This window comes from Streptomyces sp. NPDC007205 (assembly GCF_040634095.1).
Classification (GTDB): Bacteria; Actinomycetota; Actinomycetes; order Streptomycetales; family Streptomycetaceae; genus Streptomyces.
Genome location: NZ_JBEYEW010000009.1, coordinates 137,778 through 159,958 on the forward strand (window position 1 = coordinate 137,778; position 22,181 = coordinate 159,958).

Consider the following 22,181-nt stretch of genomic DNA (forward strand, 5'->3'; position numbering starts at 1 on the left):
CGGAATCCCAGGAGGGCGCGACGAGGGCGCATCGGGAGCAGGCGGGCTGCCCGGCCGGGCGGGGCCGGTGTCGGTGGGCCGATGTCAGCAGCCGACGGCGAAGCGCCGTTGAGGTGTTGGGGCTTCCCGTCAAACAGGTCATCGACACCCGTGTCGCCCTGGAGGCCCAGCGGCCCCCGCCTCGGCGCCGCCGCACACCCGCTCCGGGTGACCTCGCGTGACCGTCGTACGGTCCGGGCGTTGCGCTGGGTGTGGGAGGGGCAGGTCGTGGCCGGAATCGCGTACTGGTGCCGGGCGTACCGCTGCCGCTTCGCTGAATCGAAACGGCAGCAAGGACAGGGGACCGGATATGGACTTCGGCAGCGTCGATCGGCGCCGGTTTCTCGGGACAGCCGCGGCAGGGCTGGTCACCGCCGTCTCCTCGGGGCCGGCGGCGGCACACGCAGTGCCAGAAGCCGAGCAGCTCCTCACCTACACGCGGATGACCGGGGGTTCGGTCACCGGCGACCGGGGCGGCGGCGCGCTGATCGCCGAGGTGCAGGGGGTGCTGTGGCGGATTCCCCGGGACGGCGGAACGGCCGTACAGGTGACGGGCTGGGAACTGGAGGCGACGCGTCCCGCGCTGTCCCCCGACGGGGAGACCCTGGCCGTGTGCGGGTATCGCGGGGGTGGCTTCCATCTGTGGACGCTGCGCCCGGACGGCGGCGGACTGCGGCGGGTGACGGACGGGCCCTGGGACGACCGCGGTGTCGCCTGGTCGCCGGACGGCACCCGGCTGGCCTTCTCCTCCGAACGCGGCGGCGACGCCACGGCGGGCGCCTCGTACGGGCTGTGCGTGCTGGACGTGGCCGACGGACGGCCGCACCGGCTCACCGGCGGGGACTACGAGGACTTCGATCCGGCCTGGTCGGCGGACGGGCGGTCGCTGGTGTGCGTACGCGCCGCCCACACGCCGGGCGGCGGCAACGACGGCGGTCTGTCGCTGGTCCGGGTACCGGTCGGGGGCGGCCCTGCCGAGGTGCTGCGCACGGTGACCGGGGGCCGGCTGCTGTGCCCGTCGGTGTCGCCCTCGGGGCGGATCGCGTATGTGCGGCTGACCGGTGCCGGCTCCCCGGGGCTGCCGGCCGACGCGGCGCTGCTGATGGTCGACGGAGAGGTCGTCACGGCGGGCGAGGACCTGGCGGCCGCTCCGCCGTGCTGGCTGAACGAGGACGAGTTGCTGTACGTCGGTGACGGCCGGATCCGTATCCGCTCGCTGGCCGCCTCCTCGGTGCGGGAGGTGCCCTTCACCGCCCGTATGCCGGTGCCCGTCCCGGCCCGGAAGCGCCCACGGCGTCCGCTCACGCCGGAGCGGCGGGACCCGGTGCGCGGTCTGCACCGGCCGGCCCTGTCCCCCGACGGCCGCAGCGTGGCCTTCGTGGCGCTGAACGCCCTGTGGCTGATGCCTCTCGGGGGCGCTCCGCGCAAGCTGCTCCAGGCGGCCGACGTCCATCTGGTGCAGATGCCGACGTGGGCGCCGGACGGGCGCAGCCTGCTGTACTGCACGGACCGGGACGGGCTGGTGGCCGTACGCCGCCGTCACCTGGACAGCGGCGGCGACGAGGCGTTGACGGAGGGCGGCCGGCTGTTTCCCGCACTGTCACCGGACGGCTCCCGCCTGGCCTGCCAGGATCTGACCGGGAACCTGCTGCTGCGCACTCTGGCCACGGGCGGCGAGCAGCAGCTGGCCAAGCCGCTGGCCACCGACGGGCCGCCCGGCGCCCCCACCTGGTCGCCCGACGGCCGGTACGTGGCCTTCTGCGACCGCAACCGGCTCAACCAGCGGTTCCGCGAGGGATACAACCTCATCCGCGTCATCGACACCCGCACCGGCGGCGAACGCAGGCACCTGCCCGCCGAACACCAGTCGCTGTCCGATCGGGTGGCCTCCGGGCCGGTGTGGTCCCCCGACGGCCGCTGGATGGCGCTGGTGGCCGAGTCGGCGCTGTGGCTGCTGCCCGTGACGGCCGACGGCACACCGGCCGGTCCCGCACGCCGGCTCACCGAGGAGCCGGCCGACCACCCCAGCTGGTCCGCCGACTCCGGCACACTCCTCTACGTCTCCGACGGCCGGCTGCGCCGCCTCTCCCTGCCCACCGCACGGGCCCACACCCTCCCGCTGCGCCTGACCACCGGGCGCGCCGCGAGCGACTCCGCCGGGCCGCTGCGGATCCACGCCGGCCAGCTGTGGGACGCCACCGGCGCGCCGCCACGGCACGACGTCGACATCCTCGTCACCGGCCGGCGGATCACCGCCGTCGAACCGCACCGGGCCCGCCGCCCCGGACACCGCACCCTGGACGCCTCGGACCGGACCGTCCTGCCCGGCCTGTTCGACAGCCACACCCACCCTTATTCCGCCACCTACGGCGCCCGTCAGAGCCTGACCGCGCTCGCGTACGGCATCACGACCACGGCCTGTCTCGGCGGTCCGCTCTACGACGCGGTACGGCTGCGCGAGGCGGCCGGGTCGGGGGAACTGCTCGGGCCGCGGCAACTCGCCTGCGCCGAACTCATCGACGGCTCGCGCACCGCGTACAGCATGGGCCGCGCCCACCGCACCCGGGACGGCGTCCGGCGCACGCTCCGGCGCGCCACCGCTGTGGACGTCGACTTCGTCAAGACCTATGTGCGCGCCCCGGGCGAGGTCATGGCCGAGGCGGCCGAGGTCGCCCACGCGCTGGGGGTGCCCAGCGGCAGCCATCTGTGTGCGCCGGGCCGGGCGGCGGGGCAGGACCTGACGACCCATCTGCAGGCCACCCAGCGCCTGGAGTACGGGCATGCGGTCACCCCGCTCGGCCGTGTCGGCCAGGATCTGGTGGAGCAGTACGCCGACGGCTCCTTCGCCCTGATCATCACGCCGTTCAGCGCGCAGATCCTGCTCGCCGACGACCCTCGGCTGGCCGAGGACCCACGCGTGACGCGCCTGATGCCGCCCTGGGACGTCGCCGTCGTCCGCGCACACGCCAGGACCGCGCCCACGGACGCGCAACGGCGCGCCCTCGCCACCGAGATGGCGGACTACCGGCGGCTGGCGGCGCACGGCGCCCGTATCGCCCTGGGCACCGACGCTCCCCTGGTCCCGGTCGGTCTCTCCCTGCACCTTGCGCTGCGCGCCCTGCACGCCCACGGCTTCACTCCTGCCGAGGTCCTGCACAGCGCGACCACCGTGCCGGCCCGTCTCTTCGGCCTCGACGCCGACCTCGGCACGGTGCAGGCGGGCAGGATCGCCGACTTGACGGTCGTCGACGGCGACCCGTTCTCCGACTTCGGCACTCTGGTCGACATCCCGGTCGTGGTGCGCGAGGGAGTTCCCCACGCACAGGGGGACCTGACGTCCGCGCACCCGCAGGACGGGGCAGCCGGGCAGGAGCCTCCGCGCGGCATGACATGGCTCGAGGTGGCCGGTCACTTCCGGCGGGGCTCGTGCTGCCATCCCGGCACGGACGGCGTCTAGGCCGCTGAGCAGGTACGTCACGAGCCTGACGGCCTCGTGCGGCGCGAGGTGCGACGGATTCGTCTGCCGGTTTCCGTCAGGTTGTTCATCGCTCCGGGGAGGAGGGGGAGGAGAGCGGTGCGGTGATCTCCCGCTTGAGGATCTTGCCGCTCGGGCCCATCGGCAGGGTGTCCGTCAGCCACAGCCGGCGCGGGTACTTGTAGGCCGCGACCCGGTCCCGGACGAAGCGCTGCAGTTCCTCGGTGTCCGCCCGGGCTCCCGGCCGCAGCACGACCGCGGCGGCCACCTCTTCGCCGAGCCGCTCGTCGGGTACTCCGAGGACCGCGGCGAGGGCGACGGCGGGGTGCTCGTGCAGCACCTCCTCGATCTCACGCGGGTAGACGTTGTAGCCGCCGCGGATGATCAGGTCCTTCTTCCGGTCGACGATGAACAGATAGCCGTCCTCGTCCCGACGGGCCAGGTCCCCGGTGCGCAGCCAGCCGTCGGGGATGGCGGTGGCCGTCTCCTCGGGACGGTGCCAGTACTCCTTCATCAGGTTGGGCCCCCGCACGGCCAGTTCACCGACCTCTCCCGGTACGACGTCCCGGCCGGCCTCGTCGAGCAGCCGGACCTCGACGTCGCGGACGGGCGTGCCGATGGAGCCGGGTTTGCGCGGGCGGTCGGGGTGGTTGAAGGAGACGACCGGGCTGGTCTCGGACATGCCGAAGCCTTCGAGCACCATGCAGCCGAAGCGCCGCTCGAACCCGTGCAGGATCTCCACCGGCAGGGACGCGCCGCCCGAGATGCACATGCGCAGACTGGACACGTCCGCGGCGGCGGCGCCCGGGTGCTGGAGCAGCGCCGCGTACATGGTGGGGACGCCCTCGAACACGGTCGCCCGGTCGCGGGCGACGGCGTCGAGCACGGTCTGCGGCTCGAAGCGCGGGACGAGCGTGAGGGACGCGCCGCTACGCACGGCGACGTTCATGGTGCAGGTCTGCCCGAAGATGTGGAACAGCGGCAGGCAGCCGACGATCACGTCGTCGGAGGTCAGCCGCTGGACCTCGGTGACGTTGACCTCGGTGTTGTGGCGGAGCCCTGCGTGGGTGAGCGCGGCGCCCTTGGGCCGACCGGTGGTGCCCGAGGTGTACAGCAGCACGGCGATGTCGTCGCCGGCGGCGGCGGTCACCTCGTACTGCGGCTCCAGGCACGCCAGTTCGGCGGCGAAGGCGGCCGGTTCGACCACCAGGCGCCGTACGCCGGCGGCGTCCGCCCCGGCTGCCCCCTCACCGGGCGCCCGGTGCCACTCGAAGAGCAGGACGGCGCCGGAGTCCCGCAGGTGGTACTCGGTCTCGCGCTCCTTCAGCAGCGGGTTCAGCGGCACCACGATGCCGCCGGCGCGCAGCACCGCGTAGTACAGGACGACGAACTCGGGCACGTTCGGCAGCATCAGCGCGACCCGGTCGCCGGTGCGCAGGCCCTCGGTGCGCAGCAGCGCGGCGGCCTGGGCGCTCAGCCGGTCCAGTTCGGCGTAGGTGGTGGTCGCCGTCCCGAGCCGCAGCGCCGGGCTTCCGGGCAGCCGTCGCGCCGTCTCCACCAGGAATTCCGCCAGATTGGCCATGATGCCTCCTCGCACACACGCGCTCGCCGCGCTCACGGGGTCCCGCCCCCCGACGCTCACGGCATGGTCGCCCGCACGGTCGCGGGGGGTCCATGGCGACGCCCACAGTTCCCCCCTGCCCGAGTTGTTCCGGAGAACAAACAGATCGCCGTAGGCTGCGGGTATGGGTCTGCAGAATGTAGTGACCGCGTTGCGTGTGCGCCTCCCGGAGCTGGGCGGGCTGATGACCGAACGCATCCGTGCGGAGGTCGAGTCGTACGCCGACGACTCGCTCATCCCCTTCGCGTCGCTCAGGGAGTCCTGCGAGGGCAACGCCGATCTGCTCCTCGGGCGTTTCGCCCACGGCGCGGAACCCGACGTGGGGGCCGCGCAGCAGACCGGGCGGCTGCGCGCAGAGCAGGGCGTGCCGCTCGCGGACACGCTGCACGCCTACCGGGTCGGTTTCGAGCTGCTCTGGTCGGAGATGGTCGACGAGGCGCGCCGGCACCCGGAGGTGACGGACACCGAGCTGGTGGCCGGTTCCTCGGAGATCTGGGCCCTGTTCGGCCGGTACGCGGAGGCCGTGGCCGCCGCCTACCGCGAGGCCAGCGCGGAGCTGGCGCTGCAGCGCGAGGCACGCCGCTCGGCCCTGGCCGAGGCGCTGTTCACGGGCGCCCTCGCGGATCGTACGACACCGTGGGAGGCGGCCCGGCAGCTCGGCCTGCCGGAGCGCGGGCCGTACGCGGTCGTGGCCGCGGCGGTGCCGGATCCCGGCCAGGAGCCGCTGCCCGGCATCGAGGCGGCGCTGCGGCGCTCCGGGGTGCCGTCGGTGTGGCGGCTGCTGCCGGACCAGCAGATCGGGCTGGTCTCGCTCGCGCACCGGGACGCGGAGAAGGTGAGCCTGCGGGCGCTGCGCCGGCGGCACGCGCGGGTCGGCGTCAGCCCCCGCTTCGACTCGTTGCGGGACACCCCGCAGGCACTGCGTTTCGCCCGGCTGGCGCTGGCCGGGCTGCCCGCCGACGGGCCGGGTGTCACCCGGTTCGACGACAGCCCGCTGGCGATGCTGGTGGCCGCGGCGCCCGCGGAGGCCAGCCGGCTGGTCGAGGTCGCCCTGGGCCCGCTCCTCGGCCTGCCGGAGGCGGAACGGGCACGGTTGCTGCGGACACTGGGGCACTGGTTCGGCGCGGGCGGGGTGGCTGCCGAGGCCGCCGAGCGGCTCTTCGTCCACCCGAACACCGTGCGCTACCGGCTGCGGCGCATCGAGGAGTTGACGGGCCGCTCGCTCTCCGACCCGGTCGCCCTGGCCGATCTGGGGGCCGCGCTGTACGCCCTGCGGCTGCTGCCTTCCTGAGGGTCTCCCGGGAGAGTGTGTGGCCCGCGGCTCCAGAAACGGTGAAACGACAGTTGCTGGAAGAGACGGTGTTCCGGAGCACCACCGACTCCCACGGCGCCCGCGCCTACTTCCTGCCCAACACCTACTCCGGGAAGTGCATGGGCCGGCCTCCAGCCTGGCCAACGGGGCAGGCATGATTCAGTACACCTGCAACGGTGCGGTGGACGAGAAGTGGTCCCAGAGCGCTCGTCGACCGACCGAGGCGACGACCGTACCCGGCCCGTTCTCAACGCCGAACCGGCCTCGTTCCTGGAGACGACATGAGCAGCGCGCTTCTCGTGATGGACGTCCAGCGGGCCATCGTGGACATCGCCGACGACGGTTCCGGATACCTGTCACGCCTGCGCAAGGCGATCGACGGAGCCCGGGCGGCGAACATCCCCGTGATCTACGTGGTCATCGCGTTACGTCCCGGCTTCCCGGAAGTCGGCACGCGTAACAGGGCTCTTGATGCCATCGCACGGGCCGGCCTCTGCGTGGAGGGCGCCCCGGGCACCGAGATCCACCCCGAGGTCGCACCCCGGCCGGGCGACGTGGTGGTCACCAAGAGACGGGCGAGCGCGTTCTCAGGCAGCGATCTCGACGTGGTGCTGAGGGCACGCGGTATCGACAGCCTCGTGCTCACCGGCATCGCCACCAGCGCTGTGGTGCTGTACACCCTGTGCCAGGCGAACGACCTGGACTTCGGCCTCACCGTCCTGTCCGACGCCTGCCTGGACACCGACCCAGAGGTGCATCGCGTCCTCGTCGAGCGGCTGTTCCCGCAGTGGGCGGATGTCGTCACCGTCGACGACTGGCTCAGGACGATCGCACCTCAATAACGGCAGACCGGGCGACACGAGGGCGGCCAGGCGGAGCCGGGGGCCAGGCATTGCGTCAACACCCGCTGCAGGCTGACGAGTTGTCCACCGGACATCCACCCGACGCTGCCGCCGCCCACGCGCCATTGACACCAAGAGGCAGTCCCCTACCGTAGATGCCCGCACAGCATGTCGCACAGCTTTTGCCATTTCGAACGACAGTCCGTGGCCGGCGCGGTGGCGGCGGCCCTGACGGTAACGGACAGCGGAGGGGTGAACCGGCTCAGGCGGCGGTTTGCGTCAACAGGCCGAGTGTTTCACCGAGTTTGCGGCGCACCTCCGGATCCGTGATCAGCCCGTCCTCGGCGAGCAGGTCCCGCCCCACCGGAATCCGCACACAGGCGGGTTCCACGATGTCCGCGCCCGTGTAGCCCAGCACCGTCCGCATTGTGCCCTCCGCACCCTGGCCCCGGCCAGGGGCGGCCGCGTTGATCCATGCCGTCGGCTTGTCGCAGATCTCCGTGCCGCCGACCGTCCAGTCGAGCAGGTTCTTGAACGCGCCCGGCAGAGTGCCCGCGTACTCGGGGGTGCAGATCAGGATCGCGTCCGCGCGGTCGAGCACCGTCCGCAGCGCGGCGACCGGAGCCGGCAGCGGGTCGGTGTCGTCGTCGGGGTTGAAGTGCGGAAGCCGGGCCAGGTCCTCGTACATGACCGTGTCGACACCCACGGACGGCGCCACGATCTGCGCGGTACGCAGCACAGCTTCATTGGTGGATCCCTGGCGCAGACTCCCGGAGAGCAACAGAACCAAGGGCGTTGACGTCATCCGCTCAACCTACCGCGTCCGCGTTGCGGGTTCACGCCGGACGAACACCTCATTCCGATGGCGACGGTCCCCGGTCCGCATCCCACGTCGAGCAGCCGTCCCTGTCCGTCGGCCGCCGGCACCTCGGCCGGCAGCGGCACCAGCCCCGGGGCATAGGGCGGTCGGCCCTGTTCGTAGGAGGCGGCCGCGCCCTCGAAGAGGGTCTCGTCCCATTCCCAGTCGTCGTTCATCGGGCAGGGATCCATTCATGGAGAAACCGACCCAGCGGTTTGGTCAGGCCGGTCATACCGAGGACAACCGGGCGGCGGACTCAGCTGTTGGCGCCGGCCAGCGGCGCTGCCGACTTCTGCCGCGCCTCCGCGATCACCCGGGCCCCCCGGTCCGGTGCGGTGTCGAGGCGGAGGAGGACGGCCGGAGCGGCGATCGCCGGGAGCAGGTGGTTGAAGAGGGCCGACATACGGTGGTCGAGGTCGGCCCAGCCCGCGACGGCCTGGGAGATGAACTGGACGCCGATCCACGCGCCGAGGAACACCTCGGCTGCCTCCTGGGGCACCACGTGCGGGAGCACCTCACCGCGTTCCTTGGCCTCGGCCAGCACGGCCCCGGTCAGCTCGGCCCAGGCCGGCCAGGCACTGCCGAAGACATCGCGGCCCTGCAGGTCGGCGGAGAGCCGGACGCCCGCGAGCAGCATGGGTTCCTGGGGCAGCCGCTGGGCCAGGGTCATGCCCGCGTCGACCCACTCCTGCAACTTCAGTTCCCGGGTGAGGTGGTACTCGGTGGTGATCTGCTCCTGCAGCACGCCCTGGGCGAGGGCCGCCTTGGAGTCGAAGTGGAAGTACAGGGCGCCCTTGGTCACGCCGGCCCGGTTGAGGATCTCGGCGATGGTCGCCGCCGCGTATCCGCGCTCGGCGAAGACCGCCGCGGCGGCTTCGAGAACAGCGCGCCGGGTCCGGACAGCTCGCTCCTGCTGAGCCATGGACCCTCCTCAAGCTGAAAATTAAACCAAACAGCTCGTACCTTACCGCAGCGCATGTCAACGCCGAGGGGCAGCGGGACCGTTGTCGTGGACTTGGCACATGCGCCTGACATGAGCCTCAACAGGGTCGGACTCCGGCATTTTTGAACGCGTTCAAACATGGGGCTACGCTGTGCGCACCGAACCGAGGAGGCTCGATGAAGGTGGTTCTGCCCGGGGGAACCGGACAGGTGGGCACGATTCTCGACCGGGCGCTGACGGCAGCCGGGCATGAGGTGACCGTGTTGACCCGGCGCCGTGAGAGGGAACGGCAGATCGGATGGGACGGGGTCACGCCCGGGCGCTGGGCCGACGTGGTCGACGGCAGCGATGTCGTCATCAACCTGGCCGGACGCAGCGTCTCCTGCCGCTACACCGCCGAGAACCTGCGGGCCATGATGGATTCGCGGGTGGACTCGGCGCGGGTGGTCGGGGAGGCGATCGCCGCCGCCGCGCGACCGCCGCGCGTGTGGCTGCAGATGAGCACGGCGACGATCTACGCCCATCGCTTCGACGCGGCGAACGACGAGGCGACAGGGATGATCGGCGGCTCGGAGGCCGGGGTCCCGGAGTACTGGGCGTACAGCGTCGACATCGCCCGGAACTGGGAGCGCGCGCAGTGTGAGGCGCCGACACCGGCGACACGGAAGGTGGCGTTGCGCTCGGCGATGGTGATGAGCCCGGACCGGGGCGGCGTCTTCGATGTGCTGCTGAGGCTCGCCCGGTCGGGGCTGGGCGGACCGGTCGCCGGTGGGGCGCAGTACGTCTCCTGGATCCACGACGAGGACTTCGTACGCGCGGTGGAGTTCCTGATCGAGCGGGACGACATCGACGGGCCGGTGAACCTCGCCTCCCCCGGCCCACTGCCGCACCGGGAGTTCATGCGGGCGCTGCGCACGGCCTGGGGTGTCCCCGTGGGGTTGCCGGCCACGCGGTGGATGGCGGAGCTGGGGGCGTTCGCGCTGCGCTCGGACACGGAGTTGCTGCTCAAGAGCCGCCGGGTGGTCCCGGGCCGACTGCGGGAGGCCGGGTTCGACTTCGCGTATCGCGAGTGGCAGCCGGCCGCCGCGGACCTCGTGCGACGGGCCAGGTCGTCCCGGGCGGGGCGTCGCAGGCGGGTGCAGGAGGCGGCGTTCCGGCGGCGTACCTGACCCGGTGACAGGACGCCCTGTGCGCTTGGCGGGTCCGGCCCCGTGACGGGAAACGGGGTGCGCACGCCGGGCCTGACCCGGTGACGGGAGAGTGTGTACGCGCGGCGGAACCTGACCCGGCGATGGGAAACGGCGTACGCACGGCGGACCTGGCCCCGATCATGGGGGCGGATCTGGCCCCGGTCACCGGCGACGGAGTGGGGACCGGGCCGCCCCGGTGACGCCGGCAGCATCAGCGCGACGACCTGGATCGTGGCCACCACCGTGATCAGCAGGGCAATCGAGTAGCCGTACAGGCCGCCGGTCAGCGCGCCGCCCGCCAGGGTGGACTCCTCGATGCCCATGGCGGCACCCCGGACCAGCGACCCGGCCACCGCGACGGCGACGGTGTCCGTGAACACGAGCAACGCCACGCCGGCCGTGAGCACGGGCAGGCCGTCCCGGACGCGCGGGCCGAACCGGTCGTACAGCCGCCCCGTGACCAGTGCCGCCACGGTGTCCACGGCCGGCACCGACCCGGTGGCCATCAGGTGATGCTCGACCAGGTGGTGGGAGAGGAGACCGAAGGTGGCGAAGCCGGTCGTGGTGGCCGCCGTGAACCCGGTGCGCTGGACGGCGTCGACGCCGTCGACCACCTGGTCGGCGCGGGAGTCGGCGACAAGCGGTGGACCGCTGCCGACCGGCGGGAGGGCCGCGACAGCCGGATGCGCCGCACCGACACCCTCACGCGAGCCTGCGCCGCATCGGCCGACCCACCGCGTCTCCTGGTGTCCGCGTCCGCGACCGGCGGGCCGCGCCCTGCACCACGTTCGCTCACCCGACGATCGACGGAGCAGTCGACTCGGTGCTGCGCCCGGCTGGTTGAGGCGCCGGGTGCGGGAAAGTCCGCCGCGCGGGACCATGGGCGTCCGGGTGTCCCGCGGCGGATCCCGGCGAAGGACGGGCGACGAGGAGGATGCCGTGTGCCGACTGTTCGGGCTGATCAGTTCCCCGCTCCGCACGCACGCCACGTTCTGGCTGCTGGACGCCCCCGACAGTCTCAGCGCGCAGAGTCACCGCGAACCCGACGGCACCGGGCTCGGCTTCTTCGACCCGGACGGCACGCCCGAGGTGCACAAGGCACCGATCGCGGCTTATCAGGACCGCGTCTTCGCCAGGGAGGCCCGGGAGGTCGAGTCGGCGACGTTCCTCGCGCACATCCGGTTCGCCTCGACCGGCGGGCTGGACGTACGCAACACCCACCCCTTCGAGCAGCAGGGGCGGCTGTTCGCCCACAACGGTGTGATCGAGGGACTGGACGAACTCGACCGTCACCTGGGCGAGGACCGCGCACTGGTGCACGGCGACACCGACTCCGAGCGCTTCTTCGCCCTGGTCACGCGGGAGACCGCGGCGCACGGCGGAAACGTGTCCGCCGGCCTGGAGTCGGCCGCACGCTGGGTGGCCCGGAACCTGCCCCTGTTCGCGCTCAACATCGTCCTCGTCACCGCCCGGGAGCTGTGGGCGCTGCGCTATCCCGCCACCCACGAGCTGTACGTCCTGCGGCGCCCGGCGGGCGGTCAGCAGGGCTCACGGCAGCTGGACCACACCGGCCGGGGCGGTCATCTGCGGGTGCGCTCAGCGCATCTGGGTGATCGCCCGTCCGTCGTCGTGGCCAGCGAGCGCATGGACGAAAGCCCGCACTGGCACCTCATGGCGCCCGGCGAACTGCTCCACGTCGGCGCCGACCTGCGGGCGACCTCCCGCATCGCACTCGCCGATCCCCCGGCGCACCCCCTCACCCTGTCCGACCTGCGCCCCGAAGCGGCAGCCTCCCAGCGGCCCGCGTAGCCCGGCGGCCGTCCCCGTGATCCGCCTCACCGGCTCAAAACTTGCGCAACCCGTAAAATTTCCGTCGTGGAGACTACCGAAGTGACGGGTTGGGAGACCGCCGTGCTCGACGGAGGGCCGGCGGACGGGCTGCGGATGAAGGTCTCCGACCGGCCGCGCGTGATCCAGGTGACGTACCCCTGCCCGGTCGAGGCCGCACCGCCCGGCGGCATACACGCGGCGGCGGTGTACCTGTACCGCCGCGACTACACCATCACCACCGAGCCGCTGCGGTACGGCTTCGACGTCGCCAGTCCCTGAACCGGCGGGAGACATGCGCCGCGCGCAGTGCCACGCGGCGGTCAGGCGTCCGAGTCGGGCTCTTTCCTCGCCGCCGCGTACGCCTGGGACGGTGTCATGGAGACGCCGTTGAGTTCGACCGTCTTGTAGGGGCTGACCTTGGCGCAGGTCTTGGCCTGGTCGGCGGTGGAGGCGTGAGCGTTGGAAACGGCGGCCTGGGTGTCTGCGGGCGCCGACGAGGAGCTGCCGCCCGGGTAACTGCTGCCGCTGGGCCAGTCACTGCCGATCACCAGGGTCAGGCCCGTGCCGGTGCCCTGCCTCAGGTGCGAGGAGGACAGGCCCAGCGCCTTGGCGGCGGTCTGCGCCTCGCCCTTCTGACCGGTGCCGTAGGTCAGGGTCGTGGTCGTGGCGGGGCTCGGCGCGTTCGCCGTGGCCGTCTCGGGGCTGAAGCCCTGGTCGGTCAGCGCGGTCGCGATGTCCGAGGCGCGGCCGGTGACCGTGGTGCCGTTCTCGACGGTGACGGCGATCCGCGACGCCGGTACGGCCGAGGCGGTGGGCTTGGCGGTCGCCTGGGCCGCCGCGGACTTCTTGCCCGAACCGGTGGTCAGCGCCTGGTCGTTGGCGATGGTGGAGAACAGGGTCCTGGCGCCCTGGCCCACGACCACCCGGTCCTTGTTGTTCGGGTCGGGGGCCGTCTGCATCGTCGTGAACGTCATCCGCTTCGTCGGCACCTTGTTCACGTCCGACGCGAGCGAGATCAGCTTCTTCACGCTGCCCAGGCCGTCGTCCACGGTCAGCGCCTTGGTCGCCGCGTCCGCGAGGTCGTACACCGCCGTCGGGTCGGTCAGCGTGCCCGCGCTCTTGAACTTGCGGATCATCGAGCTGAGGAAGATGTGCTGCGAGATCGTACGGCCGAGGTCACTGCCGTCGCCGAAGCCGTGCCGGGAGCGGACGAACTCCAGCGCCGCGACGCCCTTGAGGGTGTGGGCGCCCTTGGACAGCTTCAGATGCGAGTAGGTGTCGTAGACGTCGTCGCTCACGCACACGTCGACGCCCCCGACGGCGTCGGACATCTTCACCACGCCGGAGAAGTCCAGCTTGACGAAGTGGTCGATCGGGATGCCGGTGAGCTGGTGGACGGTGGCCACCTGGCAGGCGGGACCGTACTGCAGCGCGCTGTTGATCTGCCCGTAGTAGCCGTTCGTGGACTGGCCGCTCTCGCTGTCCTTGCAGGCCGGGACCTTGGCCATGGTGTCGCGGGGGATGCTCATGACCGTGGCGTTGGAGCGGTCGGCGGAGACGTGCACCACCATCTGCACGTCGGCGTTGCTGCCGGTCTGCACCCCGGTCTTCGCGCAGCCGCCGCCGAGCTTGCAGTCGGCCGCGCTGGTACGGCCGTCCGAACCCATGACCAGGATGTTGATCGGGGTACGGCCGAAGGCGTCCGCCTTCTCGGCGCCGCCCTTGCCGTCGAGCGCGACGCTGTGGATGTTGCCGTTCAGGTGCTCGTAGAACCACCACCCCGCGCCGGCCGTGACCACGATGACAGTCGACAGGCCTATCGCGAAGATCTTCAGCACCCGCTTGCCGCGGCCCACCGGACGGCCCCGGCGCCCCCGGGTGCCGCCGTGCGAGCGGGCAGCCGCCCGGGCCGCGGCCCTGCCGCCCGGCGGAGGCGGCCCGTCGGGCTCGGCCGCTCGCTGTCCGGGCACCCTCGCGCTACGGCTGCGGGTGGCCTGGCCGGCGGGCCCGTCCCACGGGTCGCTCATCTCCCACTCCCCTGAAGGGTCGAGCCGTCGGGCCGGGCCGTGCAGCGTACGGCCAGGCCCGCACGGCGATGTACGGGCTGGCGAAGCACGCGGCTCCGCCTTGCTTGCGTGGTTGCGCAATCTAACAAACCCGTGGCCCGAGCACCGCAGCTCCACACACGATTCACAGGTGAGGCATCTCATGGAACCGTATGCGGACCCGGGACGGTACGGGAGCGGGAGTCTACGCGCCTTGTATAAGAAAGGACCTGGATGTGAGTGAGAACGGCCGGTGCCGTCAGCCGCCGGTCCCGCGCAGGCCCTGGACAGGGAGCGAGGCGTGCCGGGAGCGGGCGGTCAGCTGTCCCACCATCACGCGGACCAGGGTGACGACATCGGGGTCGTCGATGTAGTAGACCTGCCGTCGGCCCTCGCGCCGGGAGCGGACGAGTCCGCCGAGCTTCAGCTTCGCCAGGTGCTGGCTGACCGCGGGCAGCGCACCGCCCACGCGGTCCGCGAGATGGGTGACATCGCTCTCCCGCTGTGACAGGGCCCACATCAGGTGCAGCCGGGCGGGCGAGGCGAGCAGGCCGAACGCCGCGGCAGCCTCCGCCAGCACCTCGGCGGGCGGGTCCTGGAAGCCAGCGGCATTCTCCGTCACGGTCCTCTCCCGTCCCCGCCCTCGTCACAGCCGACGCACACGCGCCCACCCAGTGTAGGCGTCCGGGTTCCAAGGACGGGCGCCGCCGGTCAGTCCTCGTAGTAGTTGTTGACCACGACATCCGGCTCGTCGTCGTCGAACGCCTCGTTGAGCAGCGCGCCACCGATGAGGCCCGCGGCACCGGCCCCGATGAGCGCACCCGCGCCGAAGCGCCGGCCGCCGCCCTGCTGATGGTGGTCGTGGTCCGCGTACGGCTCTGCGTATCCCTGCTGGGGATAGCCCTGCGGATAGCCCTGCTGCGGATAGCCCTGCTGGGGATAGCCCTGCTGGGGCGGGGTGTAGAACGGCGGTGCCGTGGTCTGGATCCGCTGCGCGCAGGCGCCGCAGGCCTGGACGGGCCGGGGTACGCCCCACTGCGGGGACCAGGTCACGGTGAGGGCGCCCGGGCCGTGCTGGGGGTCGAAGAAGCAGGTCATGGTGGAACTCCCGGTGGGTTGCGGGGATGTGGTGCCTGCCGGGGCCGGCGGGGCGGCGACCGGTGGGTTCAGCGGAGCGGGCGGCACGTACCCGGGGGCGGCCGTCTGCGGTGGGGCGACCGGGGCCGGGCTCGGGGCCGGTGCGGGGCTCGGGGCCGGTTTCGAGGGCGTGTCCCGCAGCACGGTCACGCCGTAGTCGGTGGCGATGCCGGCGAGCCCCGAGGCGTAACCCTGGCCGACCGCGCGGAACTTCCACTGCGCACCGTGCCGGTACACCTCGCCGAAGACCAGTGCGGTCTCGGTCGACAGGCTGCCCGACGCGAGGTCGTAGCGGGCCAGTTCGGTGCCGCTGTCCTGGTCCAGGACGCGGATGTGCGCCCGGCGCACCTGCCCGAAGACCTGGCCTCGGCTCGCGCCCTCGTAGAGGGACACCAGGAAGACGATCTTCTCGACCCGGTCCGGGACCCTGGTCAGGTCGACCTGGATCCGCTGGTCGTCACCGTCGGCCGGGCTGCCACCGCCACCATGGCGGACCGAACCGTCGGGACTGCTCAGGTTGTTGAAGAAGACGAAGTGCTCGTCGGACAGCACCCTGCCCGACGCGTCGCACAGCAGGGCACTTGCGTCCAGTTCATACCCGGTGTTCGCCTGCCAACCCAGCCCGACCGTCACAGCGGTCAGTCCGGGGGCCTGCTTGCTGAGCGACACATTGCCGCCCTTGGTCAGGGACACACTCATCCACGTCCTCCGCAGCCGCTCACACGTCCCGCATCCGTCATGATCAACGCTCTTGAGTCCCTCTCAGTTCCTCGATTGCGCAATGTCTTGGTCATGTCGCAGAACCTCGACGGACCGTCACCAGTTACCGAAGCCGCCCGTCCGGCCACCTCACCTGCCCCCTAGGCTTGCGCAAACAAGCAATTCACGTGTCGGCATCCGGCGCACTCGGCGCGGATCCCGACCCGACTGGAGGACAACACCGTGGGCATCATCGGCTGGATCATCCTCGGCCTGCTCGCCGGAGCCATCGCCAAGGTGCTGCTGCCCGGCCGCGACCCGGGCGGTCTGATCGGCACCACCCTCATCGGCGTCGCGGGCGCCTTCGTCGGCGGCTGGCTCTCCGCCCGCTTCCTCGACCGCCCGGTGGAGAAGCACTTCTTCGACCTCTACACCTGGGGTGCGGCGGTCGGCGGCTCCCTGGTACTGCTCATCGGCTACCGCATCCTCTTCGGAAACTCCCGCGACTGATCCGACTTGAATCTACAGCACTGTAGAAGCGACAGGTTGGAACGGTCGGGACTTTCCTCGCTGCCCCGAGGCCGCCCCGCCCCGACCCGGCCGTTGCGGCTTGCTCTTGCACCCACCGCGATGACCGTGGGGGCAGCTGCGGAACCTTCCTGGGGCTTCATGCTGCTGCTGCGCCGGCTGCCCAGTTCCGGACGCCACTCCCACGGGGGCGCCATGGCCGAGCGGCACTTCACGTCGATGAGACCGCGCTTCTCCATACTGCATCCCGGGCAGGATCCTGGGCAGCCGCCACGATGAGGCGACCTCAGGTCAGGGATCGCGGAGTGAGGACGAGGAACGCGTGGCAGACAGCGCAGACACCAACGAACCGCCGGCACTCGACCGGCTGGCCATCAGCTGTACCACCGTGGACGGCGTCACGGTCGTCACGGTGTCCGGCGAGATCGACTACCACACCTCCGGTCTGGTGGGTCAGGCGCTGACGCCCGAGGACCCCGCGACGACGGCTCGCACCGTCGCGGACTTCACGGGCGTCGCGTTCATGGATTCCAGCGGCATCAACGTCCTCATCGCCGCTCACCGTGCCCACGGCCCGGCCGGCTGGCTGCGGCTGGCCGGCGTGCGCACAGCCGTCCTGCGGACCCTGGAGATCGTCGGCCTCACCGACCTCGTCGACTGCTACCCCAGTGTGAGCGCGGCCATGGCCGGCTGAGGCTGCCCGGGGGACGGCTGCGGCCCGGCTTGCCGGGCACAAAGTCGTCGGACGGCGGCTGCCGGGCCTGGTGAGGCGGCGGAATCCGTGGTGTGCTGGTAGTGGCGGGAAGGACCGAGAACAGACGCGGGGAAGCGGCTGGGAGCCGTGCACCGCGCAATCCGGATCCGCGAGAAGCGGGTGGCCCTTCCCGCCCTGTCGTTCCGTCCGGGCTCCGCCGGTCCTGGCCCCGCGCTCGTGCCCCGTGCTTCCGCCCACCGTCGCTCCTCGAACAGCCGGTCACCGGCCCGCCGACGGACGCCGGTGCGGCCCCCAGCGGCAGCGGACGCCGGGACGAGGACCGCGTCCGTGCGTCCCCCGTGGCAACCAAGCTCCCGCACCCGGTGGTCGGCTGCTCAGCCCCGTCCGCCGCTGAGGTTCCCCCACCGTGGCCCGATCTGCTTCCACTCCTCGTCCCACTCGGCCATGCGCCGCCGGATCAGCCGGTTGCGGACCAGCCATCCCGCGGCCCAGACCGCCGCGCCGGCCGACGGGGCGACGAGGGCGCCGGTGAGGGCCGCCTGCAGATCCGCCGCGGCGCCCGTGACGGGCGCGGAGACCACGCGGTCCCCGCGGTTGGTCCACACCGTCACCTGGGATCCCGCGGGGGCGCCGGGCCGGACCTTCGCCTGGTCGGTGTGCACCCTGCCGTGGTCGTCCGTCCAGCGCACGGCGGCCCATACCCGCCCGTCGTCGTAACCGCTCCCGGAGGCCGGGGTCCTCGCCGCGCCGTCGATGAGCACGGCGGACACGGCGTGCACCTGGGCCTGCCGGGCGGAGAACGCCGAGTCGGCGGTCTGGGCCGCCGCGAGACCGGCGACGGCCCCGCCGAGCACGGCGAACACCCAGGTCACGAGGACGATCCAGGCCTCGACGACGTCGCTGTGCCGCCTCAGCGGATTGCGTCGCCAGCGCCACAGCCGTACCCGGGCGACCGTCGTGGGAGGTGTCCGGTTCATCGTCACCGCCTCCTTACGCGCACCGGCGGCTTCGCCGCGCACTCCGCGTCCGCCGCGCCGGACGGGACCTCGCCGGGCGGGTGGCGAGCGGGTCCCGGGAGGTCTCCCGGATCCGCCCGTGGAGTGCCACGACACCATCGTGCACCCCAATCCGGCTGCCTGCGGTGTGAGTGCCGAAGAGGGGCATACCGACCTCGCCCCGGCACCCTTCCGGCCTGCCGGGGCCGGGACGTCCGGCCCCGGCAGGCCGAGGGCCGAAGGGCACTGGTCGGACGCCGGGAGGCCGGCGGACGGTTGGTTCAGGAGCGGCACCGACCCCCGCGGTGCCGCACCGTCCCCCGCGATGCGTTCCGTCCTCCGCGGTGCCGCTCCGTCTCCCTCCGGCATGCCGCGCGCACGGGGCCGGAGCAGGCGAGGGGACAGTCACGCACCCGAAGAAGCCGGCCATGACCCGTGATGACGCCCCCGCGCGTCAACGCGTCGGCAGGATCGTCGTCACCCGGCAAGCGCTGCCCCCCGTCCGCCCGGTCAACCACGACCTGGACGACGGCGCGGTCAGTCCGTACGCCCGGCTCGTCAAGGACCCGGCGGCCACAGCCTCCTCGGCGCCGCAGGGCTCCCGACGCCGAACGCCGTCCGGCGTCCCTGCAGCCGGGATCGTCGGGGTACGACGGCTAGGACGGCGTGAGCGGCAGGTCGTCGGTGTAGGCGTTAACCGGCTGGGCGATGGGGCGGGTGTCCTTGACGTCGAGGGCCGCCTGCGCGGTCCTCGTACCGAGACCGCCGTGCGGGTGCCAGGTGCCGGTCACCGCGAGCCAGGTGTTCGCGGGCGGCGCCTCGGTACCGTACACGCGGACCTTGACGGTCTGCGAGTCGGCCGCGCAGCACGTGAAGATGATGCGGGTCAGGTAGAAGCCGTCGTCGTCCTCGGCGGGGGTGACGAATCCCGTGAGCCTGACGATCCGGCTCCTGATCGCGCGGCTGCGGTCCTGTTGGACGCGCTTGGTGAAGTCGGTGAGGGTCAGGGGCAGCGGTGAGGTGGCGGGCAGCGCGGCGAACCCCTTCTGCACCGCGACGGGCTTGGTGCTGGAGCGTGCCGCGGTGTACGCGCCCAGGGCGGGCGGCGCGTAGAACAGCAGGCTGGTCGCCGGGAGAAACAGCAGCCAGGCGACGCGCGGGGCGCCGGCGTGGTCGTGGCCGTGCTCGTGGGCGGTGTGCCGCGGTTGGTCCCGTAGGGCCGCCGCGGCCAGGCCGAGCAGCAGGAGGACGGCACCGGAGACGATGAGCAGCGGGCGCAGACCGGCCTTGACGTAGCGCAGGTAGATGTCGGTGAAGAGGGCGGTGTGCAGCAGGCCGGTGCCGGTCAGCGTCAGGAGCAGGGTCTGCACGGGGCGTTTCACAGCAGTGCGCCTCCGATCAGGGCGCTCGCGGCGACCGCCACGACGGTGGTGGCCGTGGAGAACCGCCAGGCGAAGGCCCGCCCGAAGGTGCCCGCCTGAAGGGCGATCAGCTTCAGGTCGACCATGGGGCCGACCACCATGAACGCGAGCCGCGCGGTCGGCGAGAACCCGGTGAGGGAGGCGGCGACGAACGCGTCGGCCTCCGAGCAGACCGCCAGCAGCACGGCGAGTCCGGCCAGGAAGAGCACCGAGAGCCAGGGCGAGCCGGAGAAGGCGTCGAGGACGGAACGCGGCACGGCGACATTGAAGGTGGCGGCGGCCATGGCGCCGAGCACGAGGAAGCCGCCGGCGTGCAGGAAGTCGTGCTGGAATCCGAGCCGGAACTCGTTCCAGCGACTGCGGCCGTGCTCGTGGCCGGTGTGCCGGTGCCGCAGGACCGGCCGCAGCCACTCCTCCTTGCCCAGCCAGAGCCACAGCCAGCCCATCACGGCCGCGACGGCGAGCGAGGCGAGCAGCCGGGCGGCGACCATCGCGGGGTTGCCCGGGAAGGCGACGGCGGTGGCGGTGAGTACGACGGGGTTGACGGCGGGCGCGGAGAGCAGGAAGGCGAAGGCGGCGGCCGGGGTGACCCCCCGTCGGATCAGGCTGTGGGCAACGGGGACGGACGCGCACTCGCAGCCCGGCAGCACCGCGCCCGCGACGCCGGCGACCGGCACGGCGAGGGCGGCTCTCTTCGGCAGGATCCTGGTGAACAGACCAGCCGGCACGAACGCGTTGATGGCACCGGACAGGGCGGTGCCGAGCAGGAGGAAGGGCAGGGCCTGGACGGTGATGGCCAGGCAGACGGTGCGCCAGGCCTGGACGGCGGGCTGGTTCAGCCAGTGGGCGCCGGCCAGGAGGAGCACGACCGCGGCGCCGGCCGCGATCGCGAGGGCGGCGCCGAACGGCCACGGCCGGATGCGGCGTACGGGCAGCGAGCCGACGGGGACGACCGCCACGCCGTCGACCACATCAACCAATTCATCCGATTTTTCCATTATCACTCCGGATGTCGGTGTCTGGCCGACGATAAGCGAGACACGCGATCCGTCCGCGCATACACGCCGCCGTATGACCCGCTCATGCGGCGCAATGCGTCCCATTGGTGGCGTCGGTGGCGTCAGCAGCTCTTCGGTGGCTCTTGCGTGGCCCTTCGGTGGCTCTTCTCACAATCGGCCGCCGATCCGCGGGAAGGTGACGGCTGCCACTTCGCCCGGTGCGCGTTTTGCTTACGTTCGGGGCCATGCCGTCTCGCCCCTCCCCCACCGCCGCACACACACGGACCGGCGTCCTCCTGGCCTCGGTCGGCGCCCTCCTCGCGGCCGGCGCCCTGCACCCGGCACCGGCCGTGGCCGCCTCCGCTCCGGCCGCGTCCCCGCACGCCACGGCCGCCGTGCTCGATCTGGACGGAGCCGGCACCCCCGTGGTGCACGGGAAGGACAGCGCGTACGACACCGCCAGCATCGTCAAGGTCGACATCCTCGCGACGCTGCTCCTCCAGGCCCAGGACGCGGGACGGCGGCTCACCGCCGGTGAACGCGGGCGCGCCGAGCCGATGATCGAGCGCAGCGACAACACGGCGGCCAACGCGCTCTGGCGGCAGATCGGCCGGGCCCCCGGGCTGGCCGCCGCCAACAAACGGCTGGGGCTGACCTCGACCACGGGCGGGCCCGGCGTCACGTGGGGGCTGACACGGACGACCGCGAGCGACCAGATACGGCTGCTCAGGGCCGTGTTCGACAGCGGTACGCCGGCCAAGTCCGGCTCCGGCGGGCTGACCACGGAGTCCCGGACCTACCTCCGCACCCTCATGGGTCACGTCGTCCCCGAGCAGACCTGGGGGGTCTCCGCCGCCGGCGGCTCCGGCTCCCCACCGGCGCTGAAGAACGGCTGGCTGCAGCGCAACCCCTCCGGACTGTGGGACGTCAACAGCGTCGGTCAGGTCACCGCCAAGGGGCACCGCTACCTCGTCGCGGTCCTGTCGAACGGCAGCGCCTCGATGGGTGACGGGATCTCCCTGGTGGAGAAGACGGCCCGCCGGGCGGTCGCGTGAGCCCACACCGTCGTCACCGGCCCACCGGGCGGCGGCGATGGCGGCGGGCGCGTGCGACGCCTGGGTCCCGACGGCTTCCCCGGGCCAGATAACGATCTTCGCGCCCGCGGCGGCCTCGCGCCGGGTCGGATCCAGCAGGTCGTTCTCGACCGCGGTCATCGCCGGCCGCACCGCCGAGGCGGAGGCACCGCCGAGGCGGAGGCAGCGCCGAGGCGGAGGCAGCGCCGAGGCGGAGGCAGCGGCGACGCCACCGGAACCGTCGGCGAACCGGGCGAGCGTAGTCTGCAGCCGCTCGGTCACGGCGCGGGACGGACTGACGCCGGCGATCCGTACGGTCGTGCCCTGGGGTGGGAAGAAGGCGAGCCGGGGCACCGCCGGCGAGTCGTCTGATCGACACCGTCACCGCGGTGCCCCCGCCCTCCTCGCTCCAGCGCCGGCCCCGGCGCCGGAGGCCGGCACGCTCACCGAGCGCGAGGT

Annotated in this window: 20 protein-coding genes; 10 read left to right on the forward strand and 10 right to left on the reverse strand. The window is 72.4% G+C overall.

Annotation, left to right across the window (positions count from 1 at the left end; genetic code table 11):
* The first annotated feature begins 349 nt into the window (after positions 1-349).
* Positions 350-3,496 carry an amidohydrolase family protein gene (locus ABZ624_RS17730; protein ID WP_360088968.1) on the forward strand — a complete coding sequence of 1,049 codons (3,147 nt, stop codon included), beginning with the start codon at positions 350-352 and terminating at the stop codon, positions 3,494-3,496.
* A gap of 85 nt (positions 3,497-3,581) precedes the next feature.
* On the opposite strand, the gene ABZ624_RS17735 is transcribed toward ABZ624_RS17730, so the two are convergent.
* Positions 3,582-5,096: a long-chain fatty acid--CoA ligase gene (locus ABZ624_RS17735; protein ID WP_360088971.1), complete on the reverse strand. Its 1,515-nt coding sequence runs from the start codon at positions 5,094-5,096 to the stop codon at positions 3,582-3,584.
* A gap of 163 nt (positions 5,097-5,259) precedes the next feature.
* Here ABZ624_RS17735 and ABZ624_RS17740 point away from each other — a divergent pair, with 163 nt between their 5' ends.
* A complete protein-coding gene (locus ABZ624_RS17740; protein WP_360088974.1) occupies positions 5,260-6,426 on the forward strand; it encodes a helix-turn-helix domain-containing protein in 1,167 nt (388 codons plus the stop codon).
* A gap of 302 nt (positions 6,427-6,728) precedes the next feature.
* Positions 6,729-7,289 (forward strand): isochorismatase family cysteine hydrolase, encoded by a 561-nt coding sequence (locus ABZ624_RS17745; RefSeq protein WP_360088977.1) that lies wholly within the window; start codon positions 6,729-6,731, stop codon positions 7,287-7,289.
* A 262-nt stretch (positions 7,290-7,551) separates the two neighbouring features.
* Here ABZ624_RS17745 and ABZ624_RS17750 read toward each other — a convergent pair whose 3' ends face one another.
* The 3 genes from ABZ624_RS17750 to ABZ624_RS17760 all read right to left on the reverse strand — a co-directional run bounded on the left by ABZ624_RS17750 (position 7,552) and on the right by ABZ624_RS17760 (position 9,070).
* Positions 7,552-8,094, reverse strand: a complete 543-nt coding sequence (locus ABZ624_RS17750) for an NADPH-dependent FMN reductase (RefSeq protein ID WP_360088980.1) — start codon at positions 8,092-8,094, stop codon at positions 7,552-7,554.
* Positions 8,091-8,324: a hypothetical protein gene (locus ABZ624_RS17755; RefSeq protein WP_360088983.1), complete on the reverse strand. Its 234-nt coding sequence runs from the start codon at positions 8,322-8,324 to the stop codon at positions 8,091-8,093. Before ABZ624_RS17755 ends, ABZ624_RS17750 begins: the two co-directional genes overlap by 4 nt.
* Before the next feature lie 80 nt (positions 8,325-8,404).
* Positions 8,405-9,070, reverse strand: coding sequence for a ScbR family autoregulator-binding transcription factor (locus ABZ624_RS17760; RefSeq protein WP_360088986.1), 666 nt, complete (start codon positions 9,068-9,070; stop codon positions 8,405-8,407).
* A gap of 197 nt (positions 9,071-9,267) precedes the next feature.
* On the opposite strand from ABZ624_RS17760, the gene ABZ624_RS17765 reads away from it, so the two are divergent.
* The 4 genes from ABZ624_RS17765 (at position 9,268) to ABZ624_RS17780 (ending at position 12,390) form a co-directional block, all read left to right on the forward strand.
* On the forward strand, positions 9,268-10,260 hold the full coding sequence (locus ABZ624_RS17765) for a TIGR01777 family oxidoreductase (RefSeq protein WP_360088989.1): 993 nt from the start codon (positions 9,268-9,270) through the stop codon (positions 10,258-10,260).
* Positions 10,261-10,596: 336 nt separating this feature from the next.
* Positions 10,597-10,794 carry a hypothetical protein gene (locus ABZ624_RS17770; RefSeq protein WP_360088992.1) on the forward strand — a complete coding sequence of 66 codons (198 nt, stop codon included), beginning with the start codon at positions 10,597-10,599 and terminating at the stop codon, positions 10,792-10,794.
* Positions 10,795-11,220: 426 nt separating this feature from the next.
* Positions 11,221-12,090: a class II glutamine amidotransferase gene (locus ABZ624_RS17775; protein WP_360088995.1), complete on the forward strand. Its 870-nt coding sequence runs from the start codon at positions 11,221-11,223 to the stop codon at positions 12,088-12,090.
* 66 nt (positions 12,091-12,156) lie between these two features.
* Complete coding sequence (locus tag ABZ624_RS17780; protein ID WP_360088998.1) at positions 12,157-12,390, forward strand: hypothetical protein; 234 nt, start codon at positions 12,157-12,159, stop codon at positions 12,388-12,390.
* A 41-nt stretch (positions 12,391-12,431) separates the two neighbouring features.
* On the opposite strand, the gene ABZ624_RS17785 is transcribed toward ABZ624_RS17780, so the two are convergent.
* The 3 genes from ABZ624_RS17785 to ABZ624_RS17795 all read right to left on the reverse strand — a co-directional run bounded on the left by ABZ624_RS17785 (position 12,432) and on the right by ABZ624_RS17795 (position 15,992).
* The gene (locus ABZ624_RS17785) at positions 12,432-14,138 is read right to left on the reverse strand and encodes an LCP family protein (protein ID WP_360089001.1); all 1,707 of its coding nucleotides are present in this window, start codon (positions 14,136-14,138) and stop codon (positions 12,432-12,434) included.
* Between the two features lie 277 nt (positions 14,139-14,415).
* Complete coding sequence (locus ABZ624_RS17790; protein WP_360089004.1) at positions 14,416-14,778, reverse strand: metalloregulator ArsR/SmtB family transcription factor; 363 nt, start codon at positions 14,776-14,778, stop codon at positions 14,416-14,418.
* 89 nt (positions 14,779-14,867) lie between these two features.
* On the reverse strand, positions 14,868-15,992 hold the full coding sequence (locus tag ABZ624_RS17795; protein WP_360089007.1) for a TerD family protein: 1,125 nt from the start codon (positions 15,990-15,992) through the stop codon (positions 14,868-14,870).
* Between the two features lie 243 nt (positions 15,993-16,235).
* Between ABZ624_RS17795 and ABZ624_RS17800 the strand changes: the two genes are divergently transcribed.
* Positions 16,236-16,502 carry a GlsB/YeaQ/YmgE family stress response membrane protein gene (locus tag ABZ624_RS17800; protein WP_360089010.1) on the forward strand — a complete coding sequence of 89 codons (267 nt, stop codon included), beginning with the start codon at positions 16,236-16,238 and terminating at the stop codon, positions 16,500-16,502.
* Positions 16,503-16,842: 340 nt separating this feature from the next.
* Positions 16,843-17,214: an STAS domain-containing protein gene (locus ABZ624_RS17805; protein ID WP_360089013.1), complete on the forward strand. Its 372-nt coding sequence runs from the start codon at positions 16,843-16,845 to the stop codon at positions 17,212-17,214.
* 395 nt (positions 17,215-17,609) lie between these two features.
* Here the strand turns inward: ABZ624_RS17805 and ABZ624_RS17810 are convergent, their stop codons facing one another.
* The 3 genes from ABZ624_RS17810 to ABZ624_RS17820 all read right to left on the reverse strand — a co-directional run bounded on the left by ABZ624_RS17810 (position 17,610) and on the right by ABZ624_RS17820 (position 20,649).
* Positions 17,610-18,212: a hypothetical protein gene (locus tag ABZ624_RS17810; RefSeq protein ID WP_360089016.1), complete on the reverse strand. Its 603-nt coding sequence runs from the start codon at positions 18,210-18,212 to the stop codon at positions 17,610-17,612.
* 674 nt (positions 18,213-18,886) lie between these two features.
* Positions 18,887-19,612 carry a TIGR03943 family protein gene (locus ABZ624_RS17815; protein ID WP_360089019.1) on the reverse strand — a complete coding sequence of 242 codons (726 nt, stop codon included), beginning with the start codon at positions 19,610-19,612 and terminating at the stop codon, positions 18,887-18,889.
* A complete protein-coding gene (locus ABZ624_RS17820; protein WP_360089022.1) occupies positions 19,609-20,649 on the reverse strand; it encodes a permease in 1,041 nt (346 codons plus the stop codon). Before ABZ624_RS17820 ends, ABZ624_RS17815 begins: the two co-directional genes overlap by 4 nt.
* Positions 20,650-20,894: 245 nt before the next feature.
* Here ABZ624_RS17820 and ABZ624_RS17825 point away from each other — a divergent pair, with 245 nt between their 5' ends.
* The gene (locus ABZ624_RS17825; RefSeq protein WP_360089025.1) at positions 20,895-21,704 is read left to right on the forward strand and encodes a serine hydrolase; all 810 of its coding nucleotides are present in this window, start codon (positions 20,895-20,897) and stop codon (positions 21,702-21,704) included.
* Positions 21,705-22,181: the final 477 nt, after the last annotated feature.

Excerpts from the sequence above, each read along its gene's own strand:
- ABZ624_RS17820 (WP_360089022.1), bottom strand. The coding sequence starts at position 20,649 with ATGGAAAAATCGGATGAATTGGTTGATGTGGTCGACGGCGTGGCGGTC.
- ABZ624_RS17750 (WP_360088980.1), bottom strand. The coding sequence starts at position 8,094 with ATGACGTCAACGCCCTTGGTTCTGTTGCTCTCCGGGAGTCTGCGCCAG.
- ABZ624_RS17740 (WP_360088974.1), top strand. The coding sequence starts at position 5,260 with ATGGGTCTGCAGAATGTAGTGACCGCGTTGCGTGTGCGCCTCCCGGAG.
- ABZ624_RS17735 (WP_360088971.1), bottom strand. The coding sequence starts at position 5,096 with ATGGCCAATCTGGCGGAATTCCTGGTGGAGACGGCGCGACGGCTGCCC.
- ABZ624_RS17795 (WP_360089007.1), bottom strand. The coding sequence starts at position 15,992 with ATGAGTGTGTCCCTGACCAAGGGCGGCAATGTGTCGCTCAGCAAGCAG.
- ABZ624_RS17810 (WP_360089016.1), bottom strand. The coding sequence starts at position 18,212 with ATGAACCGGACACCTCCCACGACGGTCGCCCGGGTACGGCTGTGGCGC.
- ABZ624_RS17760 (WP_360088986.1), bottom strand. The coding sequence starts at position 9,070 with ATGGCTCAGCAGGAGCGAGCTGTCCGGACCCGGCGCGCTGTTCTCGAA.
- ABZ624_RS17745 (WP_360088977.1), top strand. The coding sequence starts at position 6,729 with ATGAGCAGCGCGCTTCTCGTGATGGACGTCCAGCGGGCCATCGTGGAC.
- ABZ624_RS17765 (WP_360088989.1), top strand. The coding sequence starts at position 9,268 with ATGAAGGTGGTTCTGCCCGGGGGAACCGGACAGGTGGGCACGATTCTC.
- ABZ624_RS17825 (WP_360089025.1), top strand. The coding sequence starts at position 20,895 with ATGCCGTCTCGCCCCTCCCCCACCGCCGCACACACACGGACCGGCGTC.
- ABZ624_RS17730 (WP_360088968.1), top strand. The coding sequence starts at position 350 with ATGGACTTCGGCAGCGTCGATCGGCGCCGGTTTCTCGGGACAGCCGCG.
- ABZ624_RS17785 (WP_360089001.1), bottom strand. The coding sequence starts at position 14,138 with ATGAGCGACCCGTGGGACGGGCCCGCCGGCCAGGCCACCCGCAGCCGT.
- ABZ624_RS17755 (WP_360088983.1), bottom strand. The coding sequence starts at position 8,324 with ATGAACGACGACTGGGAATGGGACGAGACCCTCTTCGAGGGCGCGGCC.
- ABZ624_RS17770 (WP_360088992.1), top strand. The coding sequence starts at position 10,597 with ATGCCCATGGCGGCACCCCGGACCAGCGACCCGGCCACCGCGACGGCG.